The organism is Nocardiopsis sp. NPDC055879, from assembly GCF_053615935.1.
In genome coordinates this window covers 56,354-81,898 of record NZ_JBSHCT010000011.1, presented here as the reverse complement: position 1 = coordinate 81,898, position 25,545 = coordinate 56,354, and the positions used below count along the sequence as shown (strand labels likewise).

At 68.2% G+C, this 25,545-nt stretch carries 24 protein-coding genes; 9 read left to right on the top strand and 15 right to left on the bottom strand.

The features are described 5' to 3' along the window. Nucleotides 1-229: 229 nt before the first annotated feature. Nucleotides 230-1,525: a hypothetical protein gene (locus ACWGKS_RS14960; RefSeq protein WP_452522863.1), complete on the top strand. Its 1,296-nt coding sequence runs from the start codon at nt 230-232 to the stop codon at nt 1,523-1,525. A 249-nt stretch (nt 1,526-1,774) separates the two neighbouring features. On the opposite strand, the gene ACWGKS_RS14955 is transcribed toward ACWGKS_RS14960, so the two are convergent. Beyond that, complete coding sequence (locus ACWGKS_RS14955; protein WP_452522861.1) at nt 1,775-2,671, bottom strand: N-acetylmuramoyl-L-alanine amidase; 897 nt, start codon at nt 2,669-2,671, stop codon at nt 1,775-1,777. A gap of 556 nt (nt 2,672-3,227) precedes the next feature. Between ACWGKS_RS14955 and ACWGKS_RS14950 the strand changes: the two genes are divergently transcribed. Further along, nucleotides 3,228-4,286 (top strand): DNA primase, encoded by a 1,059-nt coding sequence (locus ACWGKS_RS14950; RefSeq protein ID WP_452522859.1) that lies wholly within the window; start codon nt 3,228-3,230, stop codon nt 4,284-4,286. Between the two features lie 438 nt (nt 4,287-4,724). Then, nucleotides 4,725-5,948, top strand: coding sequence for a hypothetical protein (locus ACWGKS_RS14945; protein ID WP_452522857.1), 1,224 nt, complete (start codon nt 4,725-4,727; stop codon nt 5,946-5,948). A 230-nt stretch (nt 5,949-6,178) separates the two neighbouring features. Here the strand turns inward: ACWGKS_RS14945 and bldC are convergent, their stop codons facing one another. Both bldC and ACWGKS_RS14935 read right to left on the bottom strand, forming a co-directional pair. Further along, a complete protein-coding gene (gene bldC / locus ACWGKS_RS14940; RefSeq protein ID WP_013155387.1) occupies nt 6,179-6,382 on the bottom strand; it encodes a developmental transcriptional regulator BldC in 204 nt (67 codons plus the stop codon). A 705-nt stretch (nt 6,383-7,087) separates the two neighbouring features. Next, a complete protein-coding gene (locus tag ACWGKS_RS14935) occupies nt 7,088-7,921 on the bottom strand; it encodes a hypothetical protein (RefSeq protein WP_358503720.1) in 834 nt (277 codons plus the stop codon). Between the two features lie 253 nt (nt 7,922-8,174). Here ACWGKS_RS14935 and ACWGKS_RS14930 point away from each other — a divergent pair, with 253 nt between their 5' ends. Continuing rightward, nucleotides 8,175-8,402: a DUF3073 domain-containing protein gene (locus ACWGKS_RS14930; protein ID WP_358503717.1), complete on the top strand. Its 228-nt coding sequence runs from the start codon at nt 8,175-8,177 to the stop codon at nt 8,400-8,402. A gap of 151 nt (nt 8,403-8,553) precedes the next feature. Here ACWGKS_RS14930 and purM read toward each other — a convergent pair whose 3' ends face one another. The 3 genes from purM to ACWGKS_RS14915 form a co-directional block, all read right to left on the bottom strand. Beyond that, nucleotides 8,554-9,630 carry a phosphoribosylformylglycinamidine cyclo-ligase gene (gene purM / locus ACWGKS_RS14925; protein ID WP_358503714.1) on the bottom strand — a complete coding sequence of 359 codons (1,077 nt, stop codon included), beginning with the start codon at nt 9,628-9,630 and terminating at the stop codon, nt 8,554-8,556. 124 nt (nt 9,631-9,754) lie between these two features. Further along, complete coding sequence (purF, locus tag ACWGKS_RS14920; protein WP_452455429.1) at nt 9,755-11,251, bottom strand: amidophosphoribosyltransferase; 1,497 nt, start codon at nt 11,249-11,251, stop codon at nt 9,755-9,757. A gap of 54 nt (nt 11,252-11,305) precedes the next feature. Further along, a complete protein-coding gene (locus ACWGKS_RS14915; protein WP_358503708.1) occupies nt 11,306-11,749 on the bottom strand; it encodes a sterol carrier family protein in 444 nt (147 codons plus the stop codon). Nucleotides 11,750-12,181: 432 nt separating this feature from the next. On the opposite strand from ACWGKS_RS14915, the gene ACWGKS_RS14910 reads away from it, so the two are divergent. Next, nucleotides 12,182-12,799 carry a DUF47 domain-containing protein gene (locus ACWGKS_RS14910; RefSeq protein ID WP_067600200.1) on the top strand — a complete coding sequence of 206 codons (618 nt, stop codon included), beginning with the start codon at nt 12,182-12,184 and terminating at the stop codon, nt 12,797-12,799. Between the two features lie 83 nt (nt 12,800-12,882). Here ACWGKS_RS14910 and ACWGKS_RS14905 read toward each other — a convergent pair whose 3' ends face one another. Then, nucleotides 12,883-14,445, bottom strand: a complete 1,563-nt coding sequence (locus tag ACWGKS_RS14905; protein ID WP_358503704.1) for a PucR family transcriptional regulator — start codon at nt 14,443-14,445, stop codon at nt 12,883-12,885. A gap of 143 nt (nt 14,446-14,588) precedes the next feature. On the opposite strand from ACWGKS_RS14905, the gene ACWGKS_RS14900 reads away from it, so the two are divergent. Both ACWGKS_RS14900 and ACWGKS_RS14895 read left to right on the top strand, forming a co-directional pair. Then, a complete protein-coding gene (locus ACWGKS_RS14900) occupies nt 14,589-15,857 on the top strand; it encodes an NAD(P)/FAD-dependent oxidoreductase (protein WP_358503701.1) in 1,269 nt (422 codons plus the stop codon). A 75-nt stretch (nt 15,858-15,932) separates the two neighbouring features. Beyond that, a complete protein-coding gene (locus ACWGKS_RS14895) occupies nt 15,933-16,382 on the top strand; it encodes a GreA/GreB family elongation factor (protein ID WP_358503698.1) in 450 nt (149 codons plus the stop codon). A gap of 78 nt (nt 16,383-16,460) precedes the next feature. Here the strand turns inward: ACWGKS_RS14895 and ACWGKS_RS14890 are convergent, their stop codons facing one another. From ACWGKS_RS14890 to ACWGKS_RS14855, 8 genes are all read right to left on the bottom strand, one after another. Further along, nucleotides 16,461-17,453 carry a hypothetical protein gene (locus tag ACWGKS_RS14890; protein ID WP_452522852.1) on the bottom strand — a complete coding sequence of 331 codons (993 nt, stop codon included), beginning with the start codon at nt 17,451-17,453 and terminating at the stop codon, nt 16,461-16,463. A 114-nt stretch (nt 17,454-17,567) separates the two neighbouring features. Continuing rightward, nucleotides 17,568-18,533 (bottom strand): nucleoside hydrolase, encoded by a 966-nt coding sequence (locus ACWGKS_RS14885; RefSeq protein WP_358503693.1) that lies wholly within the window; start codon nt 18,531-18,533, stop codon nt 17,568-17,570. Nucleotides 18,534-18,564: 31 nt separating this feature from the next. After that, nucleotides 18,565-19,344 carry a phosphate ABC transporter ATP-binding protein PstB gene (gene pstB / locus ACWGKS_RS14880; RefSeq protein ID WP_452455432.1) on the bottom strand — a complete coding sequence of 260 codons (780 nt, stop codon included), beginning with the start codon at nt 19,342-19,344 and terminating at the stop codon, nt 18,565-18,567. Nucleotides 19,345-19,359: 15 nt separating this feature from the next. Then, on the bottom strand, nt 19,360-20,442 hold the full coding sequence (pstA, locus tag ACWGKS_RS14875) for a phosphate ABC transporter permease PstA (RefSeq protein ID WP_452455433.1): 1,083 nt from the start codon (nt 20,440-20,442) through the stop codon (nt 19,360-19,362). Next, entirely contained in the window at nt 20,439-21,404 is a 966-nt protein-coding gene (gene pstC, locus ACWGKS_RS14870; protein ID WP_358503684.1) for a phosphate ABC transporter permease subunit PstC, read from the bottom strand. The genes pstA and pstC overlap by 4 nt, the downstream gene beginning before the upstream one ends. A 268-nt stretch (nt 21,405-21,672) precedes the next feature. Further along, a complete protein-coding gene (mshD, locus tag ACWGKS_RS14865; RefSeq protein ID WP_452522849.1) occupies nt 21,673-22,656 on the bottom strand; it encodes a mycothiol synthase in 984 nt (327 codons plus the stop codon). Between the two features lie 81 nt (nt 22,657-22,737). Then, complete coding sequence (locus tag ACWGKS_RS14860) at nt 22,738-23,712, bottom strand: hypothetical protein (protein ID WP_452522847.1); 975 nt, start codon at nt 23,710-23,712, stop codon at nt 22,738-22,740. A 317-nt stretch (nt 23,713-24,029) separates the two neighbouring features. Then, the gene (locus tag ACWGKS_RS14855) at nt 24,030-24,812 is read right to left on the bottom strand and encodes a winged helix-turn-helix transcriptional regulator (protein ID WP_358503675.1); all 783 of its coding nucleotides are present in this window, start codon (nt 24,810-24,812) and stop codon (nt 24,030-24,032) included. Between the two features lie 109 nt (nt 24,813-24,921). Here ACWGKS_RS14855 and ACWGKS_RS14850 point away from each other — a divergent pair, with 109 nt between their 5' ends. Both ACWGKS_RS14850 and ACWGKS_RS14845 read left to right on the top strand, forming a co-directional pair. Next, nucleotides 24,922-25,179 (top strand): MoaD/ThiS family protein, encoded by a 258-nt coding sequence (locus ACWGKS_RS14850; RefSeq protein WP_358504068.1) that lies wholly within the window; start codon nt 24,922-24,924, stop codon nt 25,177-25,179. 46 nt (nt 25,180-25,225) lie between these two features. After that, complete coding sequence (locus tag ACWGKS_RS14845; protein ID WP_358503673.1) at nt 25,226-25,492, top strand: glutaredoxin family protein; 267 nt, start codon at nt 25,226-25,228, stop codon at nt 25,490-25,492. The last annotated feature ends 53 nt before the right edge of the window (nt 25,493-25,545 follow it).

Below are 25,545 nucleotides of genomic sequence, written 5' to 3'. Positions count from 1 at the left end.
GCGAGCATGAAGAAAACGGCTTTTCCGGCCCTGGCTTTCGCGGGTCGTAGTCGATCCCGTGCTTCGTTGCGCCAGGTCAAGGGCTTCTGTGTGCCCTGTCCGATCCCCCATATCCGACCCTGGTCGAAGCCTCTGCGAGGTTTCCCGCGCGTTGTTTTTCCGCGGTGGAAATCCCGACCAGGCCAGGCCCGATCCCCCTCGGGCCAGGACGATCCGAAAAGGATTGATCTTGAAGAACGCTCGTTTCAGTGCTCGACGTGTGCTTCAGGGCGGCGCGGCCTTCGCCGCTCTCGGCGCTCTCGGTATCGCTACCGCGATGCCGGCCTACGCGGACACCTACGGCTGGGGATACGCCTCCGCCGTCGGCGGTGACGGTGTCTCGGAAACGTACGTCACCCAGGACCAGACGGTCTCCAACTCCTTCTCCAGCGGTATCGGCGGCTGGCTGACCGTCGACGGCACCACCACCGCCACGGTCGACGCCGAGGGCGCCAGTGCCACCACGGTCGTCGACTCGGCCCGCATCCTCATCACCCTCGACGACCTTGAGGACATCCTCGACCCCGAGGCGGACGACGAGGAGGAAGAGGAAGAGGAGACCGACGAGGACGACTCCGAGGACGACGGCGAGGCCGACGAGACGGACGAGGACGGCGAGACCGACGGCTCCGAGGACGCCGAGCCCGTCGAGGGTGGCCAGGACGGCGACGACGGCTCTTCGCAGGACTCCGAGGACCTGCCCTCGGAGGGTGCCGAACCCGGTGGCGACACCGAGGTTCCCGCCCCGGGCGCCGACCCCGAGCCGTCGCCGAGCCCCGAGCCCTCGCCGACCCCCGAGGCCGACGCCGGTAGCGCCGCCGACACGGTGGACACGACCGCCGACGACGCGGCCGACGAGGTCATCGAGCTGAACGAGGAGAACTCCGAGCTCGTCGATGGTGGCGACACCGTCTTCATCGAGGCCACCGTCACCGGTGCCACAGTGAGCACTTCCCAGAGCTGGGACGGCGACGTCTCCCACCACGCGTTCGAGGGGAACCTGTCCGTGCCGGACGAGGTCGCCACCCTCGCCAACGGTGAGGAGGTCGTGATCGACCTCGTCCCGGTCGTCGACCAGGGGGTCGCCCAGACCGAGGACGCCGGTTTCCTCTGGAACGACGCCTACACCAACCTCTACCTGGCCTTCTCCGTCGACGGTGAGATCGTGAACGGCTACCCGCTCGCCGAGAGCGCCGCGGGTATCACCACCGGTGCGACCGACGGTGGTGGTGACACCGGTGGCGGCGATGGTGGCGACAAGGACGATGAGGGCGACGACAAGACCCCGCCGAGGGAGCGCGACAAGGACACGCTGCCGGCTTCGGACGTCAAGGACGCCGAGCCGCTGGCCACGACCGGTTCCCCGCTCCTCGGCCTGATCGCCGCGGGTGCCGCGGTCGCCGCCGGTGGTGGCGCCGCCGCCTTCCTCGCCCGCCGTAAGAAGAACAACGCCGAGGTGGACGAGGCCGCGACCGCCGAGAGCTGATCGTTCGCCGCTCGACCATCACGTCGACCGGATCGAGCGGATCGGTTCGCCTGGCGCGTCCCTCGTGGACGTGAGGAGGCTCCGGGGCACACGGTGCCACCGGGGCCTCCTCGGCGTTTCGGCGCCCGAAAGAAGAAGGACCGTCGGCCGCCAGGTCGTCCGTCCTGCCCCCTGGATCTTGCTTCCAGAGGCAAGATCATCCGGGATGAGATCCCATGAGTCACACCGGCAACGTTTCCGGTGGGTCCGCTAGCCGCGCATGAGGTAGGTGGCCAGACCCGTGGCTATGGCGTCGGCGGCGTTCTCCTGCCAGGCGGGGTCGCTCAGGAGTTCCGCGTCCTCGGGGTTGCGCATGTTCCCGGTCTCCAGGAACACCTTCGGCACGGTGGACAGGTTCAGCCCGCCCAGGTCGATGCGTTCGTCCAGCCCCTCATCGGCGAGGTAGTCCGCGTAGGGGATGTCGCTGCCCTCCAGGTACTCGCGTCGCAGGTCCTCGGCGAGCAGGGCGGAGGGCTCCACGATGTCCTCGGTCAACCCGGGCACCTCCCCGGGGGTGATGACGTGGAATCCACGACCGGACTCCGGGCCGCCGTCCGCGTGGATGGACACCACGGCGTCGGCCTCCTCCTCGTTGCCGATCTCGGCTCGCCTGTCGATGCAGGGGCCGACGCTCTCGTTGTCCTCGCGGGTGAGGATCACCTCGACCCCGTCGGCCTCCAACCGCTCCTGGACCAGAAGCGACAGTTCCCAGTTGAACTCGTGTTCGGCGTAACCGTCCGCGGTCTCCGCCCCCACCGTGTCGCAGGCCTTCTCGCCGTTGCCGACGTCGACCTGGCTGTTGATCTCGCTCGGAGCCCGGGCGTTGCCACCGTTGTGTCCGGGGTCGATCACCACCACCCGATCACCCAGCGGGCCATCGTTGTCGGCCGCGCTGTCCCGGCCCTCCGCGGACCCGTCGTCGGCGCCACCGTCGCCCTCCTCCCCGTTCGCGTCCTCGGGGCCCGGCAGAGGCGGGGCGGCCGTGGGATCGCCGTCCGGCGCACCGTCGGCGGGTGCTGAACAGGCCGCGGTCAACAGCACCGCGAATGAGAGCAGGGCCAGGGCACGTACACGGCCCGGGCGCTCTGTTGGTGCGGAGTCGAGCATGCCCACAACCTAGCGGGTCGACGAGACCTGGCCGTACCCCCTCAAAGGTGGACGAACGTTCCATGTCGAAGGTCCGAAACCGGACAAAGTTCAGGATATCGCTATACGAAAAGGTGGCGGAGTTCTGTGGCCTCTTCCCTTTTCTCGGGCGTTTCCTTCCTTGTCGAAACGCCAATGACGCGCTCGACTCGGGAAGGTTTACCGGCCGAATAAAACTTCACCCATTTCTTCGGTGATGATCACGCAGCGCAATGAAATGGTCATCGTGATATGTTCGTGATCTTCTTATGCGTGATTTGATCTTTGTCGGTGAGTAGTCTCCCGAAAGAGAACCGGGAAGTAACACGAAGGTTCACCGGCCACCTGTCCCTCCTTGGCTCCAGGTCGAACCCTTCCGGTTCTCGCAGGTAGAGAGCTTCTGAACGCCCTCGCCCTCCCCCGACCGATCCTGGCTCGCGACTCCGTGTTCCGAGACCTTCCCACCCGCTTTTCGGTGGTGAAACGCGTGGCCAGGCCGACCCGAAACCGGGTCGGACGAATCCGAATGAGGATTGTCTTGCGTAGAACCCACAGCATCACCGCGCGTCGTGTCCTGCAGGGAAGTGCCGCCTTCATCGGTTTCGGCGCCCTGAGTCTGGCCGCCGCCATGCCCGCCCAGGCCGACACCGTTCTGTACGGTTCCGGCACCGCCTCGGTCTATGGCGAGGAGACCTACCTGGAAGGCACTCAGCAGGGTCAGGAGGGTTCGGCCGCGGACAACCACTCCTTCCAGGCCGAGAGCTTCCTGACCATCGACGCCGACACCGAGGTCCGGGTGGACGCAGCGGGCACGCACACCAGCGTCGCGGTCAACAGCGCCCACGCCCGGCTGACGCTGGAGGACGTCCTGGACATCATGAGCGAGGCGGACACCGAACTGCTGGCCTCCGAAGGCGACGTGACCACCTTCTCTGAGGACGACGCCGTCGAGACCTTCGAGGACCAGGACCTCCTCATCGACGTCGAGTTCAACGACGCCACCATCTCCGTCACCAAGAACTGGGACGGCACCCACACCACCGACTTCTCCCCGGGCACCGTCCAGGAGAACGTCAATGAGCTGGGCATCGACATCACCGTCCTCAACGAGGAGGGCGAGGGCGAGTTCGACGACCGGTACGCGGAGGACGTCGTCTGGGACGGTGCCTTCAACATCCTCTACGCCGAGTTCGACGCCGGTGTCCTGGGCGGGATCGACTTCTACCTGGCGGAGGCCGTCGCGGCCACCACCGACGGAGACCTCGGTGGCGACGACGATGACGACGACAACGGCGGTGGCGACGACGGCGGCGAGGACGGCGGGGATGACGACGGCGACGGTGACGAAGGTGACGGTGACGAAGGTGATGGTGACGAGGGCGGCAGCGGCGGCGAAGGAGACGACGGGAAGGACGACGGCAAGGAGCACCCCGGGGACGGTGACAAGAGCGACGGTGAGCAGGGCAAGGACGAGGACCTGGCCCGCACCGGCGCGCCCATCGCGGCCCTGATCGGCGCCGGTGTCGCGCTCGCCACCGGTGGTGGCGCCGCCGCCTACCTGGCCCGTCGCCGGAAGAGGAACGGTGACACGGGCTAGGAGACCGATGAGGGCTGAGTGAGATCCGTCGCCCCGGCCGGTTCCACCGACTGATGGTGGGATGGTCCTGAGGGCCCTGGGAACCCCGTGGTTCCCAGGGTCCTTCCTTGCGCTCGAAGGCCCGCCGAACCCGGCCCGTGATCGCTCCGCGTCCACCGACGGTCACCCCATGGTCATGGCATCGTCGTCGGCGGAACGGTTTCCGTTTCGTGATCCAGGGACTAGGCTCGCGGTGTGGACCGCCATGCGCACAGGTGTTCCATCCGACCCGCTTCCACCCGATCGCCCACCCAGACCGGTTCGAGACCCTCCTCGGATCTTCACGAAACACCGCGCCCGGCCACCAGGTCGGCACGTGTCCCCGGTTCCGGTGCATCGTCGCCGGGGCGGCGCCGACCCTCGGGTCGGGCATCCCCCAGATACAACAGGAGTGTTGTGGTGACTCCCGCCGTACCGTCCGCCCGCCGACTGATCGCCGGCGGAACGCTGTTCGTGGCGCTGGGCGCGTTTGGTGTGGCCTCCGCGGCCCCGGCCTCCGCGAGTCCGCTGGTCTGGGCCAGTTCACAGGCCTGGGTGGCCGATGGCGATCTGGTCACCGGGTACTCCACCGCGATCAGTTTCGGCGGGGAACGCCAGGACGAGTCCACGGCGGATCCCCTCCTCGGCCCGTTGGCCGGGTACGCGCGGGTCCAGGGCGAGAGCCGGACCACGGTGGCGGACGGGACCGGCGCGAGCTCACAGGCGAGTGTGGATCGGGCCCGGGTCCGACTCGGGGTGGAGGATCTGGTCGACCTCGGCATGATCGACCTGCCCGACGGTGTGGAGGAGCCTTCCCCGAGCCCTTCGGACGGTTCCGAGGGTGGGTCCCCGGCCCCGCGGGACGACCCGGCGGAGAACGAGAACGACGGCTCGCGGACTCCACCCGATCGGGATCGGCAGCAGGCCGACGAACCCACCCCGGACACACCCTTCGAGGAGCCTTCTCCCTCGCCCGGCGAGTCCCCGACCCCTGAGGACGTGGTGATCCTCGGCGAGGATGGGTCCGAGAACGTCTCCACCGACGGCAACTCGATCGAGTTCACCCTTGAGGACGTGCGGTCCACCGCGGCCGCGGACTACGACGGCCGGACCGAGGCCACCCTGGAGTACGGGGAGTTGACCGCCTTCGGTGCGCCGATCCCCGATTTCGAGGGCGAGTACACCGCCGAGGACACTCTGGAGGTCCTCGACGCCGATGGCGAGACCGCCGAGGAAGTTCCCGTCAGTGTCCGCTTCATCGAGCATGAGAGCGGCTTCGAGGACGACCAGGAGGGGTGGCGGGGCGAAGGTGTCCGCTCCGCCCTGACCGTGTGGGTCCAGGTGGGAGACCCCGCCGCCGAGAACGGGTTCGCGGTCGACTTCGCGGACGCGTGGGCGATCGGTTCCACCCACACGACCGAGCTGGAGAGCGATGATGAGGGCGGCGAACGCGCGGAGCGCGGCGAGCGCGGGGAGAAGCCCGAGGAGGAGGCGGCGGCTCCGAGCCGTCGACTCCTCGCGACGACCGGAAGTTCGATCGCCGCGTTGATCACCGCCGCGGTGGTCGCGGTGGGTGGTGGCGCGGCCGCGACCTTCCTGGCCCGCAAGCGCACCACGGCGATGGACGATCGTATCGAGGACTGATCCGACCGGTGTTCCGGTCGAACTCGGGGACCCGTTCCGGACAGCGTGGGCGAGGGTGAGGGTCCAGGTCGTCCCTGGTCAGGTTCGTCCTGTGCGGCCCGCCGGCGGGCCTTCGAGCGCATGAGAATGAGCGGGTCACCCCGTCTAGGTGACCCGCCCAGGTACTTCTTGTCCTCAGTGGCCGGAGCCCGTCCGGCCGCTCCCCCCGGAATCGGCACAGACCGGGGAGATCACTCCGTACGCTGGCTCGGGATACCGGCCAACAGAGCGCGGACCTCGGTTTCGCGGTAGCGGCGGTGGCCGCCCAGGGTGCGGATCGAGGTCAGCTTGCCCGCCTTGGCCCAGCGTGTCACGGTCTTGGGGTCCACGCGGAACATGGTGGCAACCTCGGCGGGGGTCAACAGGGGTTCCGCCTCGGGCGTGCGAGTTGACATGTGTACGGCCTCTCCTCCTGGATCTGTGTGCCGATCCTTGAGCCTTTTTCCTGGCACTTGGCCCGGATGTCCAGTATGTCGTCTAAGTCCATACTGGCATCACCCGAGGTGATTGCGCGACCACTCCAAGCAACTTTGCACGTGGGAGGCCCTTGAAAGCCGCCCGTGATCGCGTCACGCTAAGTGATTCTAGCGACACGTTTAGTGGCATGTGGCGTATTCGGTCAAAACTTCGTTCTCAGGCCTCGTTTTTCTCGATCCGGAGTGCCCGAAGTGCTAGGGCAGACCTGACCGAAACCCGGATGCCGAGCTCGGGGGAGAGGGCGGAGCCCTTGATCGGTCGCCTTCTGGAAGGAGATGGGCGGTTTCGCGCCTCAAGTGCTCGTCCGCTTCGGCCAATGGGTCGGGTTACGCGGATTCGCGGTGTGGCAAGGGTTTCTCGATTACTCAGAGTGCACTCGGTAACCGACTCACTACAGTCTACGTCGATCCCTATCGGGCGTTATGCCCAGTTTCACTACCCTTGATGTCGTGGGCGAATGGAACCGGGTTCCACAACGCCGTCACGTGCGGAAAGAGGTTCGGTGCGGGGCGAGAAACCTGGTGTACCAGGTTGTGCTTCGGCGTGGCGTTCCACCGTTTCCGGCCTGGGATGACGACAACACCGTCATGGCCGTCCACGAAAACCTGATGGGTCCATGACCCTCAGTTGGCGTGCTCCAGGGCGCGCACAGACTTCCAACGTCGGGTGATGCGTTGGCGCAGTTCCACTACGCGGCCCCCGTCGCCCTTGGACAAGGCCTCGATCGCGTCGGAGATCTCCGCCACCGAGTGATCCTCGCTCAGGTGGTCGTCGCTGAGCAGATGCGGCAGCCCCCCGTAGTCCAGTTCCAGTAGGGAGTCGGGATGGGCGACCGCCTCCAACCAGTCCACGAGCCGTTCGGTCGACCCCGAGACCGCGTGTTCGCCGATGTTCTCCCGCAGGATCGTCACCGTGTGCTCCAACCGCCGCCGGGCCTGCGAGGTGTGCGTCAGATACAGCAACGTCCTGGTGGTGTCGGCCGACAGCACCAGGCAACGCTCCTGGTGTTCGAAGGGCACGAACCACGGCACCGGTATCGTCCACGTGCTCGACAGGATGAACGGCCTGGTCTGCGCTCCAGACTCGCGCCACTGCCGGTAGCCGGTCTCCACCCGTGACGCCTCCCGCCTGGGCACGAAGGCCTCGACGAGGGGCTTGGGCATGTCCGTGGCGAACTCGTCGAAGGAGCGCCAGCAACGCAGGCGGGTCTGCCAGGGGCACACGTACAACCGCTCGTCCACCCGACGCAGGTAGGCGTCCCCGCTCTCCTGGGCGGGAGCGACGATCGGAGGAGTGCCGATGGTCCGCCCCAGGTTCTCCGCCTGTTCGGCGGCCAGGGCGTTGATCCGCTTGGGCCTGTCCTCGGACGAGGCGTATTCCTCCCAGTACCTTCGGTCACGCGGGGGGAAGGACGCGATCGGTTGGTAGACACGTAGGTACGCGGTGTAGGGCAGCACGATCGCATCGTGGCACAGATCGTTGCCTCTGACACTCACCGTGAGAAACGCCTGACAGGACGGGCTTTCGTGCATACACCACACCCCTCACCCCCGGGTGGCGTAGGCACGGCGCGGTCCGACCAGGTACGGTTGTGTGTGTACGTAAGCTGGCGCCGGCCGTCAGTCGCGTTTGACGGCCATCAGCCTGGTACTGCGGGTTAGTAAGTGATCTGGGGTTCGTCGGAACCCAATCGTTGAGGGGGTCGAGCCAATGGGGCGCGGCCGAGCCAAGGCCAAGCAGCAGAAGGTCGCCCGGAAGCTCAAGTACAGCACCGGCGGGACCGACCTTGATCGGCTGCGGTCGGAGCTGGGTGTCGCTGAGGATGAGGGGTCTCCCTCCGGACCGTCGGGTCCGGACGATCCCTACGTTGAGCCTCACGATGACCTGGTCGACCGTTACGCGGATCTTGCCGATAAGTACTCGGACTCCGACAAGTAGTCACACGTCGCCGAGACTTTCAGGTCGCTCGGAATCAATCGCTGACCTGTAGCGGCCACGGCTTCCCATCGGAAGCCGTCGCGGACAGGTGGATATAGCCGGTGCGAACCACGCAGGTGGTTCGCACCGGCTATATTCGCGTCCGTTTTCCTCACGCTCGCCGGTACTCGCCCGTCAGGGTCGCGAGGCCGGCACCGTTCTTCGCGGCGTTCTTCACGGTGCCCAGACGCCAGGCCGGGACATCCCGTTCGGCGAGCACCTGGAGCGCGCGCTCGGCGTCCGCCTCCGCCACGACCGCCACCATGCCCACACCCATGTTGAAGGTGGCCTCCATGTCCTGGCGGGAGACACCGCCCTTGTCGGCCAGGTAATCGAAGACCGGGAGCGGCGCCCAGGTGGCACGGTCCAGTTCGGCTTCCACACCCTCGGGCAGGGACCGGGACAGGTTGGCCGCCAGACCACCGCCGGTGATGTGCGAGTAGGCGTGCACCTCCACCGCCTCGGTCAACGCCACGCAGTCCTTGGCGTAGACCCGGGTCGGGGTGAGCAGGACCTCGCCCAGCACACCGCCCAGCTCCGGGACCTCGGCGCGCAGGTCCAACCCGGCGGAGTCCACGATGTGACGCACCAGCGAATAGCCGTTGGAGTGCGGACCGGACGAGCCCATCGCGATCACGACGTCGCCTTCGCGGACCCGGTCCGGGCCCAGGATGGCGTCGCCCTCGACCACACCGGTGCCGGCGCCGGCCAGGTCGTACTCGTCGGCCCCCATCGCCCCCGGGTGTTCGGCGGTCTCCCCACCGACCAGCGCGCAGCCCGCCTGGTGACAACCCTCGGCGATCCCGCCGACGATCTCCGCGATGCGCTCCGGCACCACCGCGCCGGTGGCGATGTAGTCGGTCATGAAGAGCGGCTCGGCCCCGCTGACCACCAGGTCGTCGACGACCATCGCGACCAGGTCGATGCCGATGGTGTCGTGCTTGTCCATCTGCTGGGCGAGCATCAGCTTGGTGCCCACGCCGTCGGTGGACGTGGCCAGGACCGGGTCCTTGTACTTGGCCGTGTCCAGGCGGAACAGGCCCGCGAAACCGCTGGCGTCGGTGACCTGCTCGGGTCGGCGCGTACGCGCGACGTGACGCTTCATCAGGTCGACGGCGCGCTCACCGGCGGCGATGTCGACGCCCGCGGCCGCGTACGCGCCCGTCGTCCCTGTGCTGTCGGCTGCCACGCGAGTTCTCCTCGTGTATTCGGATGATCTGCTCGGTTCGTTCCGCCGCCCCTGTCGAGGGCACGCCGAAGGATCCGGCCGGACAGATGAGCGTGCGGTGGGCGCGAGGGCCCGCCGCACGTGACTACTTCTGGTTCGATGCCAGCGTGGAACCCTCGGGGGTGCCGCAGGCCTTCTCCAGCAGGTACTTGCCCTGGGAGTCGGCGTCGACCTGGAGTGGGTACACCCCGTCGAAGCACGCGCGGCACAGTTGGTCCTTGGGCTGCTCGGACGCGGCGATGAGCTCGTCCAGGTCCACATAGGCCAACGAGTCCGCGTTGACGGACTCGGCGATCTCCTCCACCGACAGGTTCGCGGCGATGAGCTCGGCGCGGGTGGCGAAGTCGATGCCGTAGTAGCACGGCCACAGGACGGGTGGACTGGAGATGCGCACGTGCACCTCGGCGGCCCCCGCGTCGCGCAGCATCCGCACCAGGGCACGCTGGGTGTTGCCGCGCACGATCGAGTCGTCCACGACCACCAGACGACGGCCCTCGATGACCTCGCGCAGCGGGTTGAGCTTGAGCCGGATGCCCAACTGGCGCAGGGTCTGGCTGGGCTGGATGAAGGTGCGCCCCACGTAGGAGTTCTTCACCAGCCCCTGGGCGAAGGGGATACCGCTGGCCTCGGCGTAACCGACGGCCGCCGGGGTTCCGGATTCGGGGACCGGGATCACCAGGTCGGCGTCGACCGGGTGCTCCCTGGCGAGCCGGCGACCGACCTCCACCCGGGTGGAGTTGACGTTGCGTCCGGTGATGCTGGTGTCGGGACGGGCCAGGTAGACGTACTCGAAGAGGCAGCCCTTGCGTTGGACCGGGGCGAACCGGCGGGAACGGACCCCTTCGCCGTTGATGATCAGGAGTTCGCCGGGGTCGATCTCCCGGACGAACTCGGCACCGACGATGTCCAGCGCGGCGGTCTCACTGGCCACGACCCAGCCGCCCGCACCGGAGGTCTCGCCCAGACGACCCAGTACGAACGGACGGATGCCCTGGGGATCGCGCGCGGCGTACAGGTTGTTCTCGTCCATGAACACCAGGGAGTAGGCGCCCTTGACCTGGGGGAGCAGATCCATGGCCGCGTCGTCCGGCGACTGGCCGTCCTTGGCCCGGGCCGCCAACAGGTTGGTGAGGATCTCGGTGTCCGTGGTGGCGCCACGACGCTGGTCGGGCAGCATCGCCGCCAGCTCCGCCGTGTTGATCAGATTGCCGTTGTGACCGAGGGCCAGACCTCCCTCGCGTGCCGTGTAGAACGTCGGCTGCGCGTTCTCCCACACCGGCGACCCGGTGGTGGAGTACCGGCAATGACCGATCGCGAGGTGGCCTCTGAGTGAGTCGAGCGTCGCCTCGTTGAAGACCTGGGAGACCAGTCCCATGTCCTTGTAGACGACGATCCGCTCTCCATCGCTGGTGGCGATGCCCGCGGATTCCTGGCCGCGGTGTTGGAGCGCGTAGAGACCGAAGTAGGTGAGTTTGCTGACTTCTTCGCCGGGTGCCCAGACCCCGAAAACGCCGCAGGCGTCCTGCGGGCCGCGTTCGAGCGGATCGAGGTCCATGGAGAGCCGGCCGTCGGAGTACGACACACGCACAGCTTAACGGCTGGTCGACCGTGGCCGATCAACCGGGGTCGAACGTCCCTATTCGTCCGTCCATAGGGGCAGGTGTCCGGACAGGTCGGAACGTACTCCGCCGGCGCGCACGTCGTGACCGTCGACCGCACCCTCCCAATCGACCCGGCCCAGGGCCAACCGCAGCCAGGTGAGCGGGTCGGTCTCGACCACGCCGGGCGGGGTGCCACGGGTGTGCCTGGGGCCCTGGATCACCTGCACGGCCCCGTAGGGCGGCACCCGCACCTCCAGGCTGTGTCCCGGGATTCGGTCGGCCAACACCGCCAGGCTGCACCGTACGGCGGCCTTGAGCAGCGCCCTCGGCGGATCCTCCAGCCGTAGGGCCAACCGCGCGGACGTGGCCACGGCCTCCTCGTCCGAACCGGGGAAGGCGGGTTCGCCCAGGACGGCGAGTTGTTCGTCCAAGGTGGCGCGCAGGCGCCGCACGGAACTCGGGGTGAGCGCGGAAGGCATGCCCGAAGCCTACGGGGGTAAGGACCGATATTCGGATCGCTCGCTCATCGCCCCGGTGAACCAGGGGGGCACTTGTCATGTCGAGGGGTTGCCTCCAAGGTGGACATCGAAGGCGAAGGGGGAGGGATGTGGTCCCATCTCCACATTTCCAGGTGATTCCTGTCTCAACGCACGGCTGGCCGGCGGGAGCCTGGACGCGGTAGCGTCCCGATGCGTCCCGGTGTCGTTGAGATTGGGAGGATTGCGAAGGAACCCATGTCCCATGGCGTTCCTCGCACCGACACAGGCAGATGAACGAGGGGTGACCCGAGCCGGACCCGCCTCCCCCATATAGGGTCCAGCCCGGACGAGTCCCACGCTGTCGCGCTGAAGTAGCTGATCAGCGCACTTAACATCCACCAAGGAAGACCACCGCACCATCGGGAGAACGACGTGCGCCTGCGCTTGCGCCCGCGTGATGACAGTTACTACGAGATGTTCACCGACTCGGCGAACAACCTGGTCATCGGGGCCCGCCTGCTGGTGGAACTGATGAGCGACGGGGCCGACCGGGAAGCCATCACCGAGAAGATGCGTGCCTGTGAGCACGCCGGCGATGACGCCACCCACGCCATCATGCGACGGCTCAACAAGAGTTCGGCACCTCCGCTCCACCGCGAGGACATCTACCGACTCGCCTCCAACCTCGATGACGTCATGGACTCGATGGAGGCCGCCGTCGACCTCATCGGGCTCTACGGCCTCGAACGCCTCCCCAAGGGCATCATCGACCAGATCGAGGTGCTCGAACGAGCCGCCGAACTCACCGCCGAGGCGATGCCGCGGCTGCGGACGATGAAGGACCTGACCCGTTACTGGATCGAGATCAACCAGCTGGAGAACCAGGCCGATCGGATCTACCGCAAGCTCCTCGCCAAGCTCTTCAGCGGTGAGTACGACGCCCTCACCGTGCTCAAGCTCAAGGACGTGATCGAGGAGTTGGAGACCGCCGCCGACGCCTTCGAGCACGTCGCCAACACAGTGGAGACCATCGTCGTCAAGAACGGCTGATCGTATTCTTCGGCTCCTCCGGAGCGTGTTCGGGCGCCCCGAGAAGCAGGGCATGACGGCGCCCGAACGGGAACCCCCGGCGCTCAGGTGGGAGGTTCCGTGTAGGCCTCAAGGGTGATGGCCAGCGCCAACCGGGCGCGGGGGCTGTCCAGGGCCAACGAGGCGACCCCCGCCATCCTGCGCATCCGGTGCCGGACCGTGTTCGGGTGCACCCCGAGTTCCCCGGCGGCCTCGTTCGGGTCGCCCAAGGCGCCCAACCAGGCGCGCAACGTCTCCGTGTACCGGGTGCCGTGCTCGGCGTCGTGCGCGACGAGATCGGCGACCGGACCGTCGGCGGGCCGGCGCCCGGACAACGACGCCATGCGCAGCCGGTGCACCAACACCTCGTCCCAGGACTCGTCGTAGGCCGGTACCGGGCGATCCACGTCGGCGGGCCGGGAGGCGTGCAGCGCGAGGCTCTCGTCGGCCTCACGACGGCTGGACGGCAACCTCGCCAGATCCGCCGGGCCACCGATGCCGGCGTTCACCGTCACGTGTGAGGGCAAACCTCTCGTGGTCGAGTTCAGCCACTCACGGGCGGTCGCCGGATCGGTTCCGCACGGCAACACGGTGTACACGGTGCTGCCGAACACCGTGCTCCGGCCGGGACGGGACCAGCCGAACCCGGTGGTGGCCCGCTCGAACGTCATCAGGGTGGCGGAGTGGCGCTCTTCGGGGGTGTGCGCCTGTAACGCCACCACCCGATGCGCCGTCGCGGCCAAACCCAGCCTTCCCGCCGCCTCCGTGGGATCCATGGCGCCTTCCAGCAGACGGCTCACCAGATCGGACTCCACCTGCCGTTCCAGATCCGCGCTCACCCTGGTGCGCAGCATGTGCAGGGCCACGGTTCGGGCCCCCTCGGCCAGCAGCGCCGAGCGTTCCTCCCCCAGTGGTCGATCGCACACGACCCACAGGGAGCCGAGGAACTCGCGACCCACACGAACGGCCACCGTGGTCCGTCCACCCAGGCCCAGAGCCGGTTCCGGGGGCAGGTGGAGCGGCTCGGAGGAGGACACCAGGTGCGCGGTCACCCCCGTGCGTTCCATGTGGCGTTGGAGCTCGTCCGGCACCCGCCGCCCCAGGATGGTGTCCAACCGGGCCCGGTCCGCATCCGTCTGCCGCTGCGAGTAGGCCAGGAGGCGATAACGCGGGTCCTCGATGGTCACCGGCCCGTCCACCCGCTCCGAGATGGTGTCCGCGAGCGCGGGCAGGTCCGCCGGTCCGCGCCCCGCCTCGGTCTCGCCGCCCTCCAACACCAGCCCGTAGACCACGCCGGCCACCTGTCCCCAGGACACCGACGAGTCCACGACCAACAGGGCCACGCCCCGCTCGCGGGCGTTCGCGGCGGCCTCGGCCCTTCCGTGGTCCTCGACGGACTCAGAGGGGCGCACCAGCACCGCCACGGCACCGGCGCGCTCGGCCAGCTCCACCGCGAGCGAGGGGTCGTCCACGCCCACCGCCAGGAGGATGTCCCCCTCCTCTCGGCCGGGTGAACCGGGGTCATGGAGGGCCACCCCGCGTAGAACAGTGCCCGGGGCGGGGCGCGACCCGACCAACCTGGTTCCATAGGTGCCGAGGATGGTGACCAACCGGTCCAAAAGGACCACAGCGCCCCCTCCGTTGTTCCGAACTGACTTCAGCGTAGGTCGAGATTGTGCGTGTCGGACAAAGGGCGGCTCAAGGTTCCAGGGCACACTTTGGTAACAGAGGGCGAACCGCGCCCTCTTGTCGTCGTGCACAGGGAGAGGCCATGGCCGGGAAGGGCGCGGATGTTCCGCGTACCGTCATCGTCGTCGGCGCTGGGATCGTGGGCCTGTCGACCGCTTGGTTTCTCCAGCGGTACGGGGTCGGGGTCACGGTGGTCGAGCGAGATACGGTCTCTTCCGGTGCCTCGTGGGGGAACGCCGGCTGGATCGCGCCCGGGCTGACCATTCCGCTGAACGACCCGTCGGTCTTCGGCCACGGGGTGCGCGCGGTCCTGGACCCGAAGTCCCCGCTGTCCATCCCGCCGACCACCGACACCGGACTGCTCGGCTTCCTGGCCTCCTTCGCGTTCAACAGCCGCCGCTCCACCTGGGAGCGGGCGCTGACCGGCAACGCCCCGCTCAGCTCCGTGAGCCTGGACGCCTTCACCGAACTCGTCGAGGCGGGCGTGGGCATGCAGGACGGGCCCAAGGTCGAGGACGCGCCGGTCACCGCGCTGTTCAGTAGCGAGAGGCAAGCCGTCCACCTCCTCATGGAGCTGGACCAGATGCGGGCCTCGGGGCTCCCCTTGTCCTACACGGCGCTGGACCAGGAGGCCGTCCGGGCACAGAGCCCGTTCGTCTCGAACAGTGTCCGCGCCGGCGTCCGGATCAACGACCAACGGCACGTTCACCCTGGTCTGTTCACCCACGCGCTCGCCGACGCCGTGCGCTCCCGCGGGGGCAGCATCGTCGAGGGGTTCCGGGTCACCGGGGTGGAGACGAGCCGGGACGGTTTCCGTCTCCGCTCCGCCCATGGTGAGACCGAGACGGCGGACGCCGTGGTGGTCGCCACCGGCGCCTGGCTCGGCCGTCAGGGCCGCCCCTGGGGCGTCACCGTCCCACTGCGGGCCGGTCGCGGATACAGCTTCACCGTGCCGACCGACACACCGGTGCCCGGGCCGCTCTACCTGCCGGAGGCCAGAGTCGCCTGTACGCCACTGGCGGAGGGACTCAGGGTCGCCGGAACCATGGAGTTCCGCGACATCGAGGCCCCGATGTCGGAGGGACGCATCTCGGCGATCGCCTCATCGGCGGAACCATACCTGGCCGGGGTCGACCTGGCCGGTCGCACCGACGAATGGGTGGGGTCGCGCCCGGTCACCGCGGACGGTCTCCCGATCATCGGTGAGACGCGTATCCCCGGCCTGTATGTGGCCGGCGGACACGGCATGTGGGGATTCACCCAGGGCCCGGCCACCGGCCGCATGTTGGCCCGAGCGGTCGCCACGGGCAATCCGCCCGAGGCACTACGCCCCTTCGATCCACTCCGGTGAACGACCATCACGTCCACCGGGCGCCCCGCCGAATCGTCGGCCGGGCGCCCTTCCTCTTCCAAAGGGAGAAACACGATGTCCAACGACAGCCGCGTCTGGATCACTCCGGACGCCCACCGTCGGCTCACCGTGGAGCTGGCGGTCCTCCAGGGCACGGCGGAACCCGCCGAGGCCGAGAGCTTGGGGATCCACCTCGTCGAGGGCCCCGACGCCCGTGAGTCGCGCATCCACAAGATCGAGGAGCTCATCCGGGACGCCGTCATCGGTCAGGCCCCGCCGGACGACGGTGTCGCCGAGCCCGGCATGGTCCTGACCATCCGTTACGCGGACGACCCCGACACGGAGACCTTCCTGCTCGGCGCCCGCGAGGGTGTGTCCGGGGAGGCGATGAGCGTCTACTCGCCGAGCTCACCCCTGGGCCAGGCCCTGATGGGCGCCGCCCGCGGGGAGCAGCGCTCCTACAAGGTCCCCAGCGGCAAGACCGTGAGCGTCACCCTCGTCGAGGCCGTTCCCTACAGCGCCTGACCCGATAGGGCCGCCCGCCGAGGGCGGCCCGACGGAGACCGCCTCCATTCCTTCACCCGGGACGGTCCGTGCGCTTCCTCAATCCACCCGGCCCTCGAAGATCAGGGGAGGGTAGAGACTCCGGCCCTGTTCGTCGATGAACTCCAGGGTCCACTGGAGTGTCGGGTCGTCCTCGTCGGCCCAGCAGTCCTCGTCCCAGCTCCCGGTCTCGTCCGTGGACAGGACCATGGGCGGTTCGAGGGCCGCGCCGAGAAGAGGTGCGGAGGACTCCGTCAGCGGGCTTCCCACCGAACAGCTCGTGAGGACCGAGCCGGTGTGCCGGTCCTCCCCGGTTCCGTTGGTGATCTCCACGCTCCAGGCGTAGTAGTCATCGCCCTCTTCCTCGGATTCCTCCTCCGTGGGCTCTTCGTCCACGGGTTCCTCGCTGATCGGCTCGTCGGTCTCCTCAACCGTCTCCTCGTCCACCGGTTCGTCGGTGGGTTCCTCCCCGAGGAGCTCTTCCTCGGACTCTTCGTTCTCCACGGTCGGTTCGTCGGCGGGTGCCTCGGTGGGCTCCTCTTCGGGGTCCTCCTCCAAGGCGTCGTCCTCGGTCGTTTCCTCAACGGGATCCTCGTCGAGAGGTTCATCCTCTGAGGGGACGTCGTCGGTGGAGGTATCGGAGCGATCCGGCGCCGGTTCGGTCAGACGCTCCACCGAACTCATGGTCACCGTGAAACCGTCCTCGAAGCGGTGGCTCGCTCCGAGGGCCAACATGACGGGCCCATCGGTCGACTCGCCCTCGCTTTCGTCCTCCTGTGGGGGGTCGATCTCCTCCTCGGCGGAGGGTTTCCCAGGCTGACCACCTCGGCCTCCGTCGCCTCCGGAACCGCCCGAGCCGCCGTCTCCACCTGAACCTCCGGAGCCCCCGCCGGCCCCGCTGCCGTCTCCGTCTCCGTCTCCGGAGTCTTCCTCACCGGGGGACTCCGTGGTCCGTTGCTCGTCACCGGAGGTCGTGGCGGGTTCCGAGCCGCAGGCACCTACGGAGACGGTGAGCAGGACCGCTGCCGCAGGGGCCGTCATGGCGATTCGCATGGGATCCCCTCCCTTCAGTGAAGGGGACACTAGGCTTTAAAGCACCATAAACGGGTCAAATGGCCAGGTCTGGACGAAAATCGTCGGCCGAGCAACCGAATCGGCTCGGCTGGATCACAGGCCCCGGATCGGACGATTCGGTTCGGTGGGGTGGGACAACAACGCGACCAGGTACTCGTAGAAGGCCTCGGGGTCGATGTCCTCGACGACCCGGGCGTTGGGCTCCAGCCCGTGCACGCCCCAGGACATCGCCGAGTAGCCGCGGGTCAGCTCCCCGGCGGTCTCCACGTCGACGTGGTAGGGCGAGACCTTCCGGACCAGTTCGGGATGCAGCAGGAGCGCCGCGGTCAGGGAGTCGGGGTGCGTGGTGCCCTCGATGCCCACCGTGCGGTCGAACTCCAGGGTGGCCGCGCACACCCGGGTGAAGAAGGACGCGAGTGGGGTGCCCAGGGCGGCGATCCGATCCAACCGCTCCTGGTCGAACACCGCCCGACGCAGGGTCAGCGGGTCCCAGGGCACCACGGTGACGTCGAATCCCGCGGAGAACACGGACTTGGCCGCCTCGGGATCCACGTAGAAGTTGAACTCGGCGGCGGCCGTGATGTTACCCCGACCGTTGTTGGAACCACCCATGACGTACAACGACTTCACGTTGTCGACGAAGGAGGGGTCCTTCACCAACGCCATGGCGATGTTGGTGAGCGGACCGATCGCCACGATCGACAGCTCACCGGGGTTCTCCGCCGCCATCCGGACCAGGGTGTCCACGGCGTGCTCGGACTCGGTGACCAGACCGGAGACGTCCATGTCCAGCCCACCGGACCCGTCACCGTGCACGTTCTCCGCGCTCACCCACTCGCGCACCAGCGGCCCACGGCACCCCAGGTACACGGGCACCTCGCCGAGTCGCCCGGCCACGTCCAAGGTCAAGAACGCGTTGCGCACCTGCCGTTCGAACCCGACGTTCCCGGCGACCATGGTGATCGCCCGCAGATCCGCCTCGGGGTCGAGCAGCCCGACCAACAACGCCACACAGTCGTCCTGCGCGGTGTCGGTGTCGATGATCAACGGAGTGGCCATGGGGGTCCTTCCACGGGTCGGGCCGGTCCCGCTAGCCGAAGCGACCGGTGATGTAGTTCTCGGTGTCCTTCTTCTCGGGACGGGTGAAGATCTGGTTGGTCTCGCCCATCTCGATCAGCTTGCCGGGCTTGCCGGGCGCCGTGAGGTTGAAGAAGGCGGTCTGGTCGGACACACGCGCGGCCTGCTGCATGTTATGGGTGACGATCACGATCGTGTAATCCTCCTTCATGTTGTGAATGAGGTCCTCGATCGCCAGCGTCGAGATCGGGTCCAGGGCCGAGCACGGCTCGTCCATCAGCAGCACGGACGGCTTGACGGCCGTGGCGCGCGCGATGCACAGGCGCTGCTGCTGACCGCCGGAGAGACCGGCGCCGGGCTTGTCCAGCCGGTCCTTGACCTCCTTCCAGAGGTTGGCGCCGCGCAGCGACTCCTCCACCAGGTCGTCCGCCTCGGACTTGCTCATCCGCTTGTTGTTCAGGCGGGCCCCGGCGATCACGTTGTCGTAGATCGACATAGTGGGGAAGGGGTTGGCCTTCTGGAACACCATGCCGATCTCGCTGCGGACCAACACCGGGTCCACGTCGGGCCCGTAGATGTCCATGTCGTCCAGGAGCACCTTGCCCTCGGCGCGGGCGCCGGGGGTGACCTCGTGCATCCGGTTGAGTGTACGCAGGAAGGTCGACTTGCCACAGCCGGAGGAGCCGATGAAGGCCGTCACCGATCGCGGCTCGATGGTCATGGACACGTCCTCGACCGCGAGGAAGTCGCCGTAGTAGACGTGTAGTCCGGAGACGTCGATTCGTTTCGCCACAGGATGTTCCTCGTGTTAGCGGGTCTTGGGTGAGAAGAGGCGGCCGATCACGCGGGCCAGGATGAACAGCAGCATGACGATCAGAACGAGCGTCAGCGCCGCGGCCCAGGCCCTCTCGTAGTTGACGGCCCCACCCATGCGGAACTGGGAGTAGATGAACACGGGCAGGTTCATCATCTGTCCGTCGAACAGGTTCCAGTTGATGGAGACCGCCGACGAGCCCGCGGTGAGGACCAAGGGCGCGGTCTCACCGATAACGCGCGCGATGGCCAGCATGATTCCGGTGGTCAGTCCGGCGGCGGAGGTGGGGAGCACGATCTTGGTGATCGTGCGCCACTTGGGCACGCCCAGGGCGTAGGAGGCCTCACGCAGGTCCCGGGAGACCAGCCGCAGCATCTCCTCGCTGGATCGGACCACGACCGGGATCATCAGCACGGTCAGCGATAGCGCGCCCGCCGCGCCGTTGGTGTGACCCGGGCCGAAGAGCATCATCCACAGCGCCACCACGAACAGACCGGCGACGATCGAGGGGATGCCGGTCATGACGTCCACGAAGAACGTGATGACCTTCTTGATCCGGCCCTGGGCGTACTCGACCAGGTAGACGGCGGTGAGCACACCGATCGGCACGGACAGCAGGGTGGCCATGCCGGTGATGGCCAGGGTGCCGACGATGGCGTGATAGACACCGCCCGCGTCCATGCTCGGCAGGACGCCGTTCATCGACACGGTCAGGAAGTACGGACTGAAACGGTCCAGGCCGTATCCGACGACGGTGTACAGCAGTGACACCAGCGGCGCCATGGCCAGCAGGAAGCAGCCGTAGACGATGGACGTGACCATGCGGTCCTTGGCCTTGCGACCGCCCTCCACACGGTTGGAGGCGGTCACGATGATGACCGAGTAGGCCACCGCGGTGAGCAACGCCCAGGTGATCAGACCGAAGGACGAGAACGCGGCCAGGACACCGGCGACCACCACGCCACAGCCGACCAGCAGACCGAGCGGGAAGTGGCGGGGCAGGGTGCCCGCGCGAAGGTCGGACTTGGCGCCGGACTCGGGTCCGGGGGCGTGAGGCTGCGTGGTCGTCGTGCTCATGCGGACTCCTTGTTGCCCCGTGCCACGACGTAGCGGGCGCCCATGTTGACTGCGAGAGTGATGGCGAACAGCACCAGACCGGCGGCGATCAGCGCGGAGACCCCGTAACCGGTGGCCTCGGGGTACTGGAGCGCGATGTGCGCGGCGATGGTCTGGTTGCCGCTCTGCAGCAGGTTGAAGGAGATCGCCAGGGCCGGGGAGAGGATCATGGCGACGGCCATGGTCTCGCCCAGCGCCCGGCCCAGGCCGAGCATGGCGCCACCGACGATGCCGGACTTGCCGAAGGGCAGCACGGCCAGGCGGATCATCTCCCACCGGGTGGCGCCCATGGCGAGCGCGGCCTCACGGTGGCCCTGTGGGACCTGGTGGAACACGTCGCGGGACATCGCCGTGATGATCGGCAGGATCATGACCGCGAGGACGACGCTCGCGGTGAGCAGGGTGCGGCCGGAGGTGGAGGAGGGTCCGGCGAACAGCGGGATCCAACCCAGGTAGTGGGTCATGCCCTCGTACACGGGGACCAGCTGTGGGGCGAGCACCATCATGCCCCAGAGTCCGTAGACCACGCTGGGGATCGCGGCGAGCAGATCGACGAGGTAGCCGAGCGTGGCGGCGAGCTTCCGCGGCGCGTAGTAGACGATGAACAACGCGATGCCGATGGCGACCGGGGTGGCCAGCAACAGCGCGATGGAGGCGGCCAGAACGGTACCGAAGGCCAGAGCGGCCACACCGAAGGAGGGATCCTCCCTGGTGTTGGCGTCCCACGACTGGTCGGTCAGGAAGTTCGAGGTGTTGGCCAACAACGACGGCCAGGCCTGGATCACCAGGAAGGCCGCCACACCGGCGAGGATCGCCAGGATCAGCAGACCCGACCCTCGCGCGAGTCCGGCGAAGACGGCATCGCCGATCCGGCGCTTGCCCCGGGGCGGTGGTGCCGCCTTGGGCGCGTCCGTGGTCGTCATGGATTCTCCGGTTCGGGAATGGTGAGTTGGGCCGGTCTCTCGGGTTCCTCGGTCACACCGATACGGGCATGGCCGAGCCGGGGACTCGACACAGGCGCATGCCGCACCGAATGTGAAGGTAAGCCCCAGAGGTGACCAGTTGTCCCAGGGAAGGTGAACGGAACATGAACGCCGCATCGCACACCTGTGGCGGTAAGGGGTTCGACCGGTTAATGTGACGCGTCACACTTGACGGAATCCGTTCCCCGGCGGGGCGTTCGGGCCGTGATCAGCCCTGCTGCGCGGGCGCGTACATGACGTCGGTGTCCCACATGGAGAAACCGAGGCTCTCGTACAGGCGCACGGCGGCCTCGTTGTCGCCGTCCACGTACAGGTGGACCCAGGGCAGCCCGGCGTCACGCAGGTGCCGTAGCCCGGCCAGGGTCAGGGCGCGGCCCAGGCCGGTGCCCTGCCACGCCGGATCCACGCCCACGACGTACACCTCGCCGGCGCTCTCGTCGTCGCTGAGCCCCGCCCCGTCGGCGTGGGTCTTGGTCCAGTGGTAGGCGGCGATGTCACCGCTGGTGGTGGCCGCCACGAAGAAGCCCCGCGGGTCGAACCAGTCCTCGATTTCACGCTGCAGCAGGTCGTCCAGGGTCAGGGAGCCCTGCTCGGGGTGGTCGGCGAAGGCCCGGGCGTTCGCGTCCAACCAGGCCTGCTCGTCCTGTCCGACCACGAAGGGGCGGATCCGCACCTTCTCGGCGACCTCGGGACGCAGTCCGGGTTCGGGGAGTTCGGGCGCCGTCCACGGGCCGCCCGGCACCTCCGGGCCCAGGTCGCGCAGCGGCATCCGCATCTTGTGGAGTTCACGCGCCGGCTCCCAACCGGCCGCCTCCGCCACCGAGACCGCTCCCTTGGTGCGTCCATGGGCCCAGACCCGTACCCCGCGCGGCCCGGCGTCCTCGCGGACCGAGCGCAGCAGGGCCGTCCCGAGCCCCTGACCTCGGTGCTCGGGGTGGACGACGACCTCACCGGAGTCGGGTTCGTCCTCGACACGTTCGATGAAGGCGAAGCCGATGATCGGTCCGGTCGGGTCGGCGCCGCGGAGTACGTGGAAACGGCTGCTGCCGGCGGGTGCCCCGTGTCTGACCCTGAGCACGGTGTGCTCGGACAGGGGAGCGACGCCGTCCACGGCACGGGCCGCTTCGGCCAGGGCCAGTACGGGTTCGGTCAGCTCGGAGGCGAGATCGTCGGTGACTAGCGGGGTGTTCATGAGCGGCAATCCTAGATCCTGTTCGCCGCGTGGGCGCGCGACACCCGTGGTGTGGGCCGGTTCGATCGGTACGCCGGGCCCTCAGCCCTTACGGCGCCTGCCCTGGTAGCCACCGCCGACCGCGAGTCGGACCCGGCGGGTGGGCGCCAGTGGGGCGGCGAGCAGCAGGGCCAGCAGGAAGGCGGCGAGCAGGATCGCCGGGGTGACCGACGGTCCCATGTCGCTGTGGTCCGCGGCGATCTCGGTCTCGGTGTCCTCGTCGTCGGAGGAGGGTGTCACCAACGGGAGTTCGGCCAGGTCCTCGGCCGAACCCGGTGGGAGCTCGGGCAGGTCGGCCTCACCACGCGGCAGGTCTGGGATGTCCGCCCCACTCGTGGGCACGTCGCCCCGAGGCGGCGTGCGGTCGGGGGTGGTCGACGGAGTCGTCCGCGGATTCGACGGGGTGTTCGAGGCCCGGTCCGAGGGGGTGGAGGATGCGGACTCCTCATCGTTCCCTTCCGTGGGGGAGCTGGTCGGGGTCCGGGTCGGGCTGCTCGTGGGCGTGGGCGACGGGGTCTCGGTCGGAGTCTCGGAGGGGGTCTCCGAGGGTTCCTCGGTGGGAGTCTCGGAGGGTTCCTCGGTCGGCGTGGGGCTCGGCTCCGGTTCGGTGACCTCGATCGACCAGGTGGCGGCGGAGGATTCGGTGGGTGCGTCCTGGGCGCACACGCCTTCCTCGTCGGCGAGCGCGTAGGTCAGGGTCGCGGTGACATCGGTGGTCTCACGCGGGGCTCCGGAGACGACACCGATGCCGTCGAGGCCGGTACCGCCGGACACGTCGCGCCCGACGAAACCGTCCACCCTGAAGACGGACCTCGCGGACTCGTCGATGTCCAACCCGAGCAGGCACACCGTGAGATCACCGTTGTTGGTCACCGCGAGTGCGTTGGCCTCGGGGACCTCACCCAGTTCGACCGAGTCCGACGGCTTGTCGAAGGTCAGCAGCACGTCACCGGGCGCGGCCACGGCGGGGGCCGCGGTGAGGACCAGGGTGGAGCCGACGAAGACGGCACCGAGCATCGCGGGTGTTCTTCGGACGAACGAGGGGCACGAGGGGGTCGTCGCGGCGGGGACGGGCATCGGGGCGATCTCACTCCTTGCGATGGCGCGCCAGTGTGGCTCGATCCGCGCCCAGGGGTTCCGCCGCGCCAGCCGTGGCCCGCCGGGTGCGTCACCGATCCTAAACTCTGCGTCCGCTCAGTTCGAGTCCCCCTTGGCATTCGATTTACCCCGGGACCCGAATGTTCGTCGTTCGCCCAGGTGAGCGGTATCGGACACGATTCCGGGACGTCCACGGTCCAACACGGACGCCCCGGGGTGACGAGGAACGATGGGTCCTACCCGGCCCCGGGCTCCGTGGAGCGGGCCGAGGACAGCTCGGCGGCCTCGGCGGGGGTGTCCGGAACCGCCGCCGTCGTGACCGACCGGTTCGCCGTATCCGGAACGAACCGGTAGCCGACGTTTCGGACGGTGCCGATCAGCGACTCGTACTCCGAGCCGAGCTTGGCGCGCAGCCGACGCACGTGGACGTCGATGGTGCGGGTGCCGCCGAAGTAGTCGTAACCCCACACCTCCTGGAGCAGTTGGGCCCTGGTGAACACCCGGCCGGGGTGCTGCGCCAGGAACTTGAGCAGCTCGAACTCCTTGAAGGTGAGGTCGAGGATTCGGCCGCGAAGCCGGGCGATGTAGGTGGCCTCGTCGATGACCAGGTCACCGCGGCGGATCTCGTCCGGGTCCTCGCTCACGGCCTCGGCGGCGCCGACCGCCAGCCGCAGGCGTGCCTCGACCTCGGCGGGGCCCGCGCCGGCCAGGACGAAGTCGTCGACCTGCCAGTCCGGGGTGAGCGCCGCGACGCCCCCTTCGGTGAGCACGACCAGCAGCGGACAGTTCAGTCCGGTGGTGTCGATCAGGCGGCAGAAGTTACGGGCCGACGCGAGGTCGGTGCGGGCGTCGACGAGAATGGCGTCGACGGGGGCACTGGATCCGCCGGTGGCGCCCGAGGCGAGAAGGGCGCCGGCTTCGGCGGGTGCGACCCGTACCGAGTGCAGGAGAAGGCCCAGAGCGGGCAGGACGTGGTCGGACGGTTCGTTCGAGTTCGTCAGTAACAGCAGATGGCTCATGCGTCTCTTCTCGTCGGCCCGCGCGTGGCGGGCGATCGAAGGCGCCATTGCCCCCGGTGGAGATTTGTTGAATACGTCGCCTCCGAGCAACACCAAGGATAATCAACAGATGGCGAAGTGCACTATCAGGTACTGGGCATCGGCGAAGGAAGCGGCCGGAACGGCCGAGGACACGCTCGATGCGGACACGTTGGAAACCGCCCTCGACACGGCGCGTCGGCTGCACCCGGACGACCGTTTCCAGCGCGTGCTCGGGTCTTCGTCGCTGCTGGTGGACGAACGCCCGGTCGGCAAGCGCGCGCATGGTGAGGTGGCGGTCACGGACGGGACTGTGATCGAGGTCCTACCGCCCTTCGCGGGTGGGTGAGCCGAGGGCGGAGGGCCCGAACGCAGGTGTGGAATCGGAGCGGAACATGACGGAAACCCCGGCCTGGACGGGGAAGGCGCGCGTGGTGATGCTGGGTCGGCAGGGATGCCACCTGTGCGAGGACGCGTGGTCGGTGATCACTCGTGTGACGGACGAGCTCGGGGTGGATCGGGCGGAGGAGTCCTTGGACGCGGTCTCGGCGGCCGACCGGGAGGAGTACTGGGACAAGATCCCGGTGACCTTCGTGGACGGTCGTCGGCACGACTTCTGGCGGGTGTCGGAGGGACGGTTGCGTTCGGCGCTCTCCGGCTGAACCGCGTCCGTTAGCGGTTCGTGGGCACCTCCCCCGGTTTCTCGATCTTCTGT

Coding starts and splice junctions, on each gene's coding strand:
- bldC (WP_013155387.1), bottom strand. CDS start 6,382: ATGTCAACTCGCACGCCCGAGGCGGAACCCCTGTTGACCCCCGCCGAG.
- ACWGKS_RS14850 (WP_358504068.1), top strand. CDS start 24,922: ATGGCGAAGTGCACTATCAGGTACTGGGCATCGGCGAAGGAAGCGGCC.
- ACWGKS_RS14855 (WP_358503675.1), bottom strand. CDS start 24,812: ATGAGCCATCTGCTGTTACTGACGAACTCGAACGAACCGTCCGACCAC.
- mshD (WP_452522849.1), bottom strand. CDS start 22,656: ATGAACACCCCGCTAGTCACCGACGATCTCGCCTCCGAGCTGACCGAA.
- ACWGKS_RS14890 (WP_452522852.1), bottom strand. CDS start 17,453: ATGCGAATCGCCATGACGGCCCCTGCGGCAGCGGTCCTGCTCACCGTC.
- pstC (WP_358503684.1), bottom strand. CDS start 21,404: ATGACGACCACGGACGCGCCCAAGGCGGCACCACCGCCCCGGGGCAAG.
- ACWGKS_RS14955 (WP_452522861.1), bottom strand. CDS start 2,671: ATGCTCGACTCCGCACCAACAGAGCGCCCGGGCCGTGTACGTGCCCTG.
- ACWGKS_RS14900 (WP_358503701.1), top strand. CDS start 14,589: ATGGCCGGGAAGGGCGCGGATGTTCCGCGTACCGTCATCGTCGTCGGC.
- ACWGKS_RS14885 (WP_358503693.1), bottom strand. CDS start 18,533: ATGGCCACTCCGTTGATCATCGACACCGACACCGCGCAGGACGACTGT.
- ACWGKS_RS14860 (WP_452522847.1), bottom strand. CDS start 23,712: ATGCTCGGTGCCGTCTTCGTCGGCTCCACCCTGGTCCTCACCGCGGCC.
- ACWGKS_RS14845 (WP_358503673.1), top strand. CDS start 25,226: ATGACGGAAACCCCGGCCTGGACGGGGAAGGCGCGCGTGGTGATGCTG.
- ACWGKS_RS14915 (WP_358503708.1), bottom strand. CDS start 11,749: ATGCCTTCCGCGCTCACCCCGAGTTCCGTGCGGCGCCTGCGCGCCACC.
- pstA (WP_452455433.1), bottom strand. CDS start 20,442: ATGAGCACGACGACCACGCAGCCTCACGCCCCCGGACCCGAGTCCGGC.
- ACWGKS_RS14930 (WP_358503717.1), top strand. CDS start 8,175: ATGGGGCGCGGCCGAGCCAAGGCCAAGCAGCAGAAGGTCGCCCGGAAG.
- ACWGKS_RS14895 (WP_358503698.1), top strand. CDS start 15,933: ATGTCCAACGACAGCCGCGTCTGGATCACTCCGGACGCCCACCGTCGG.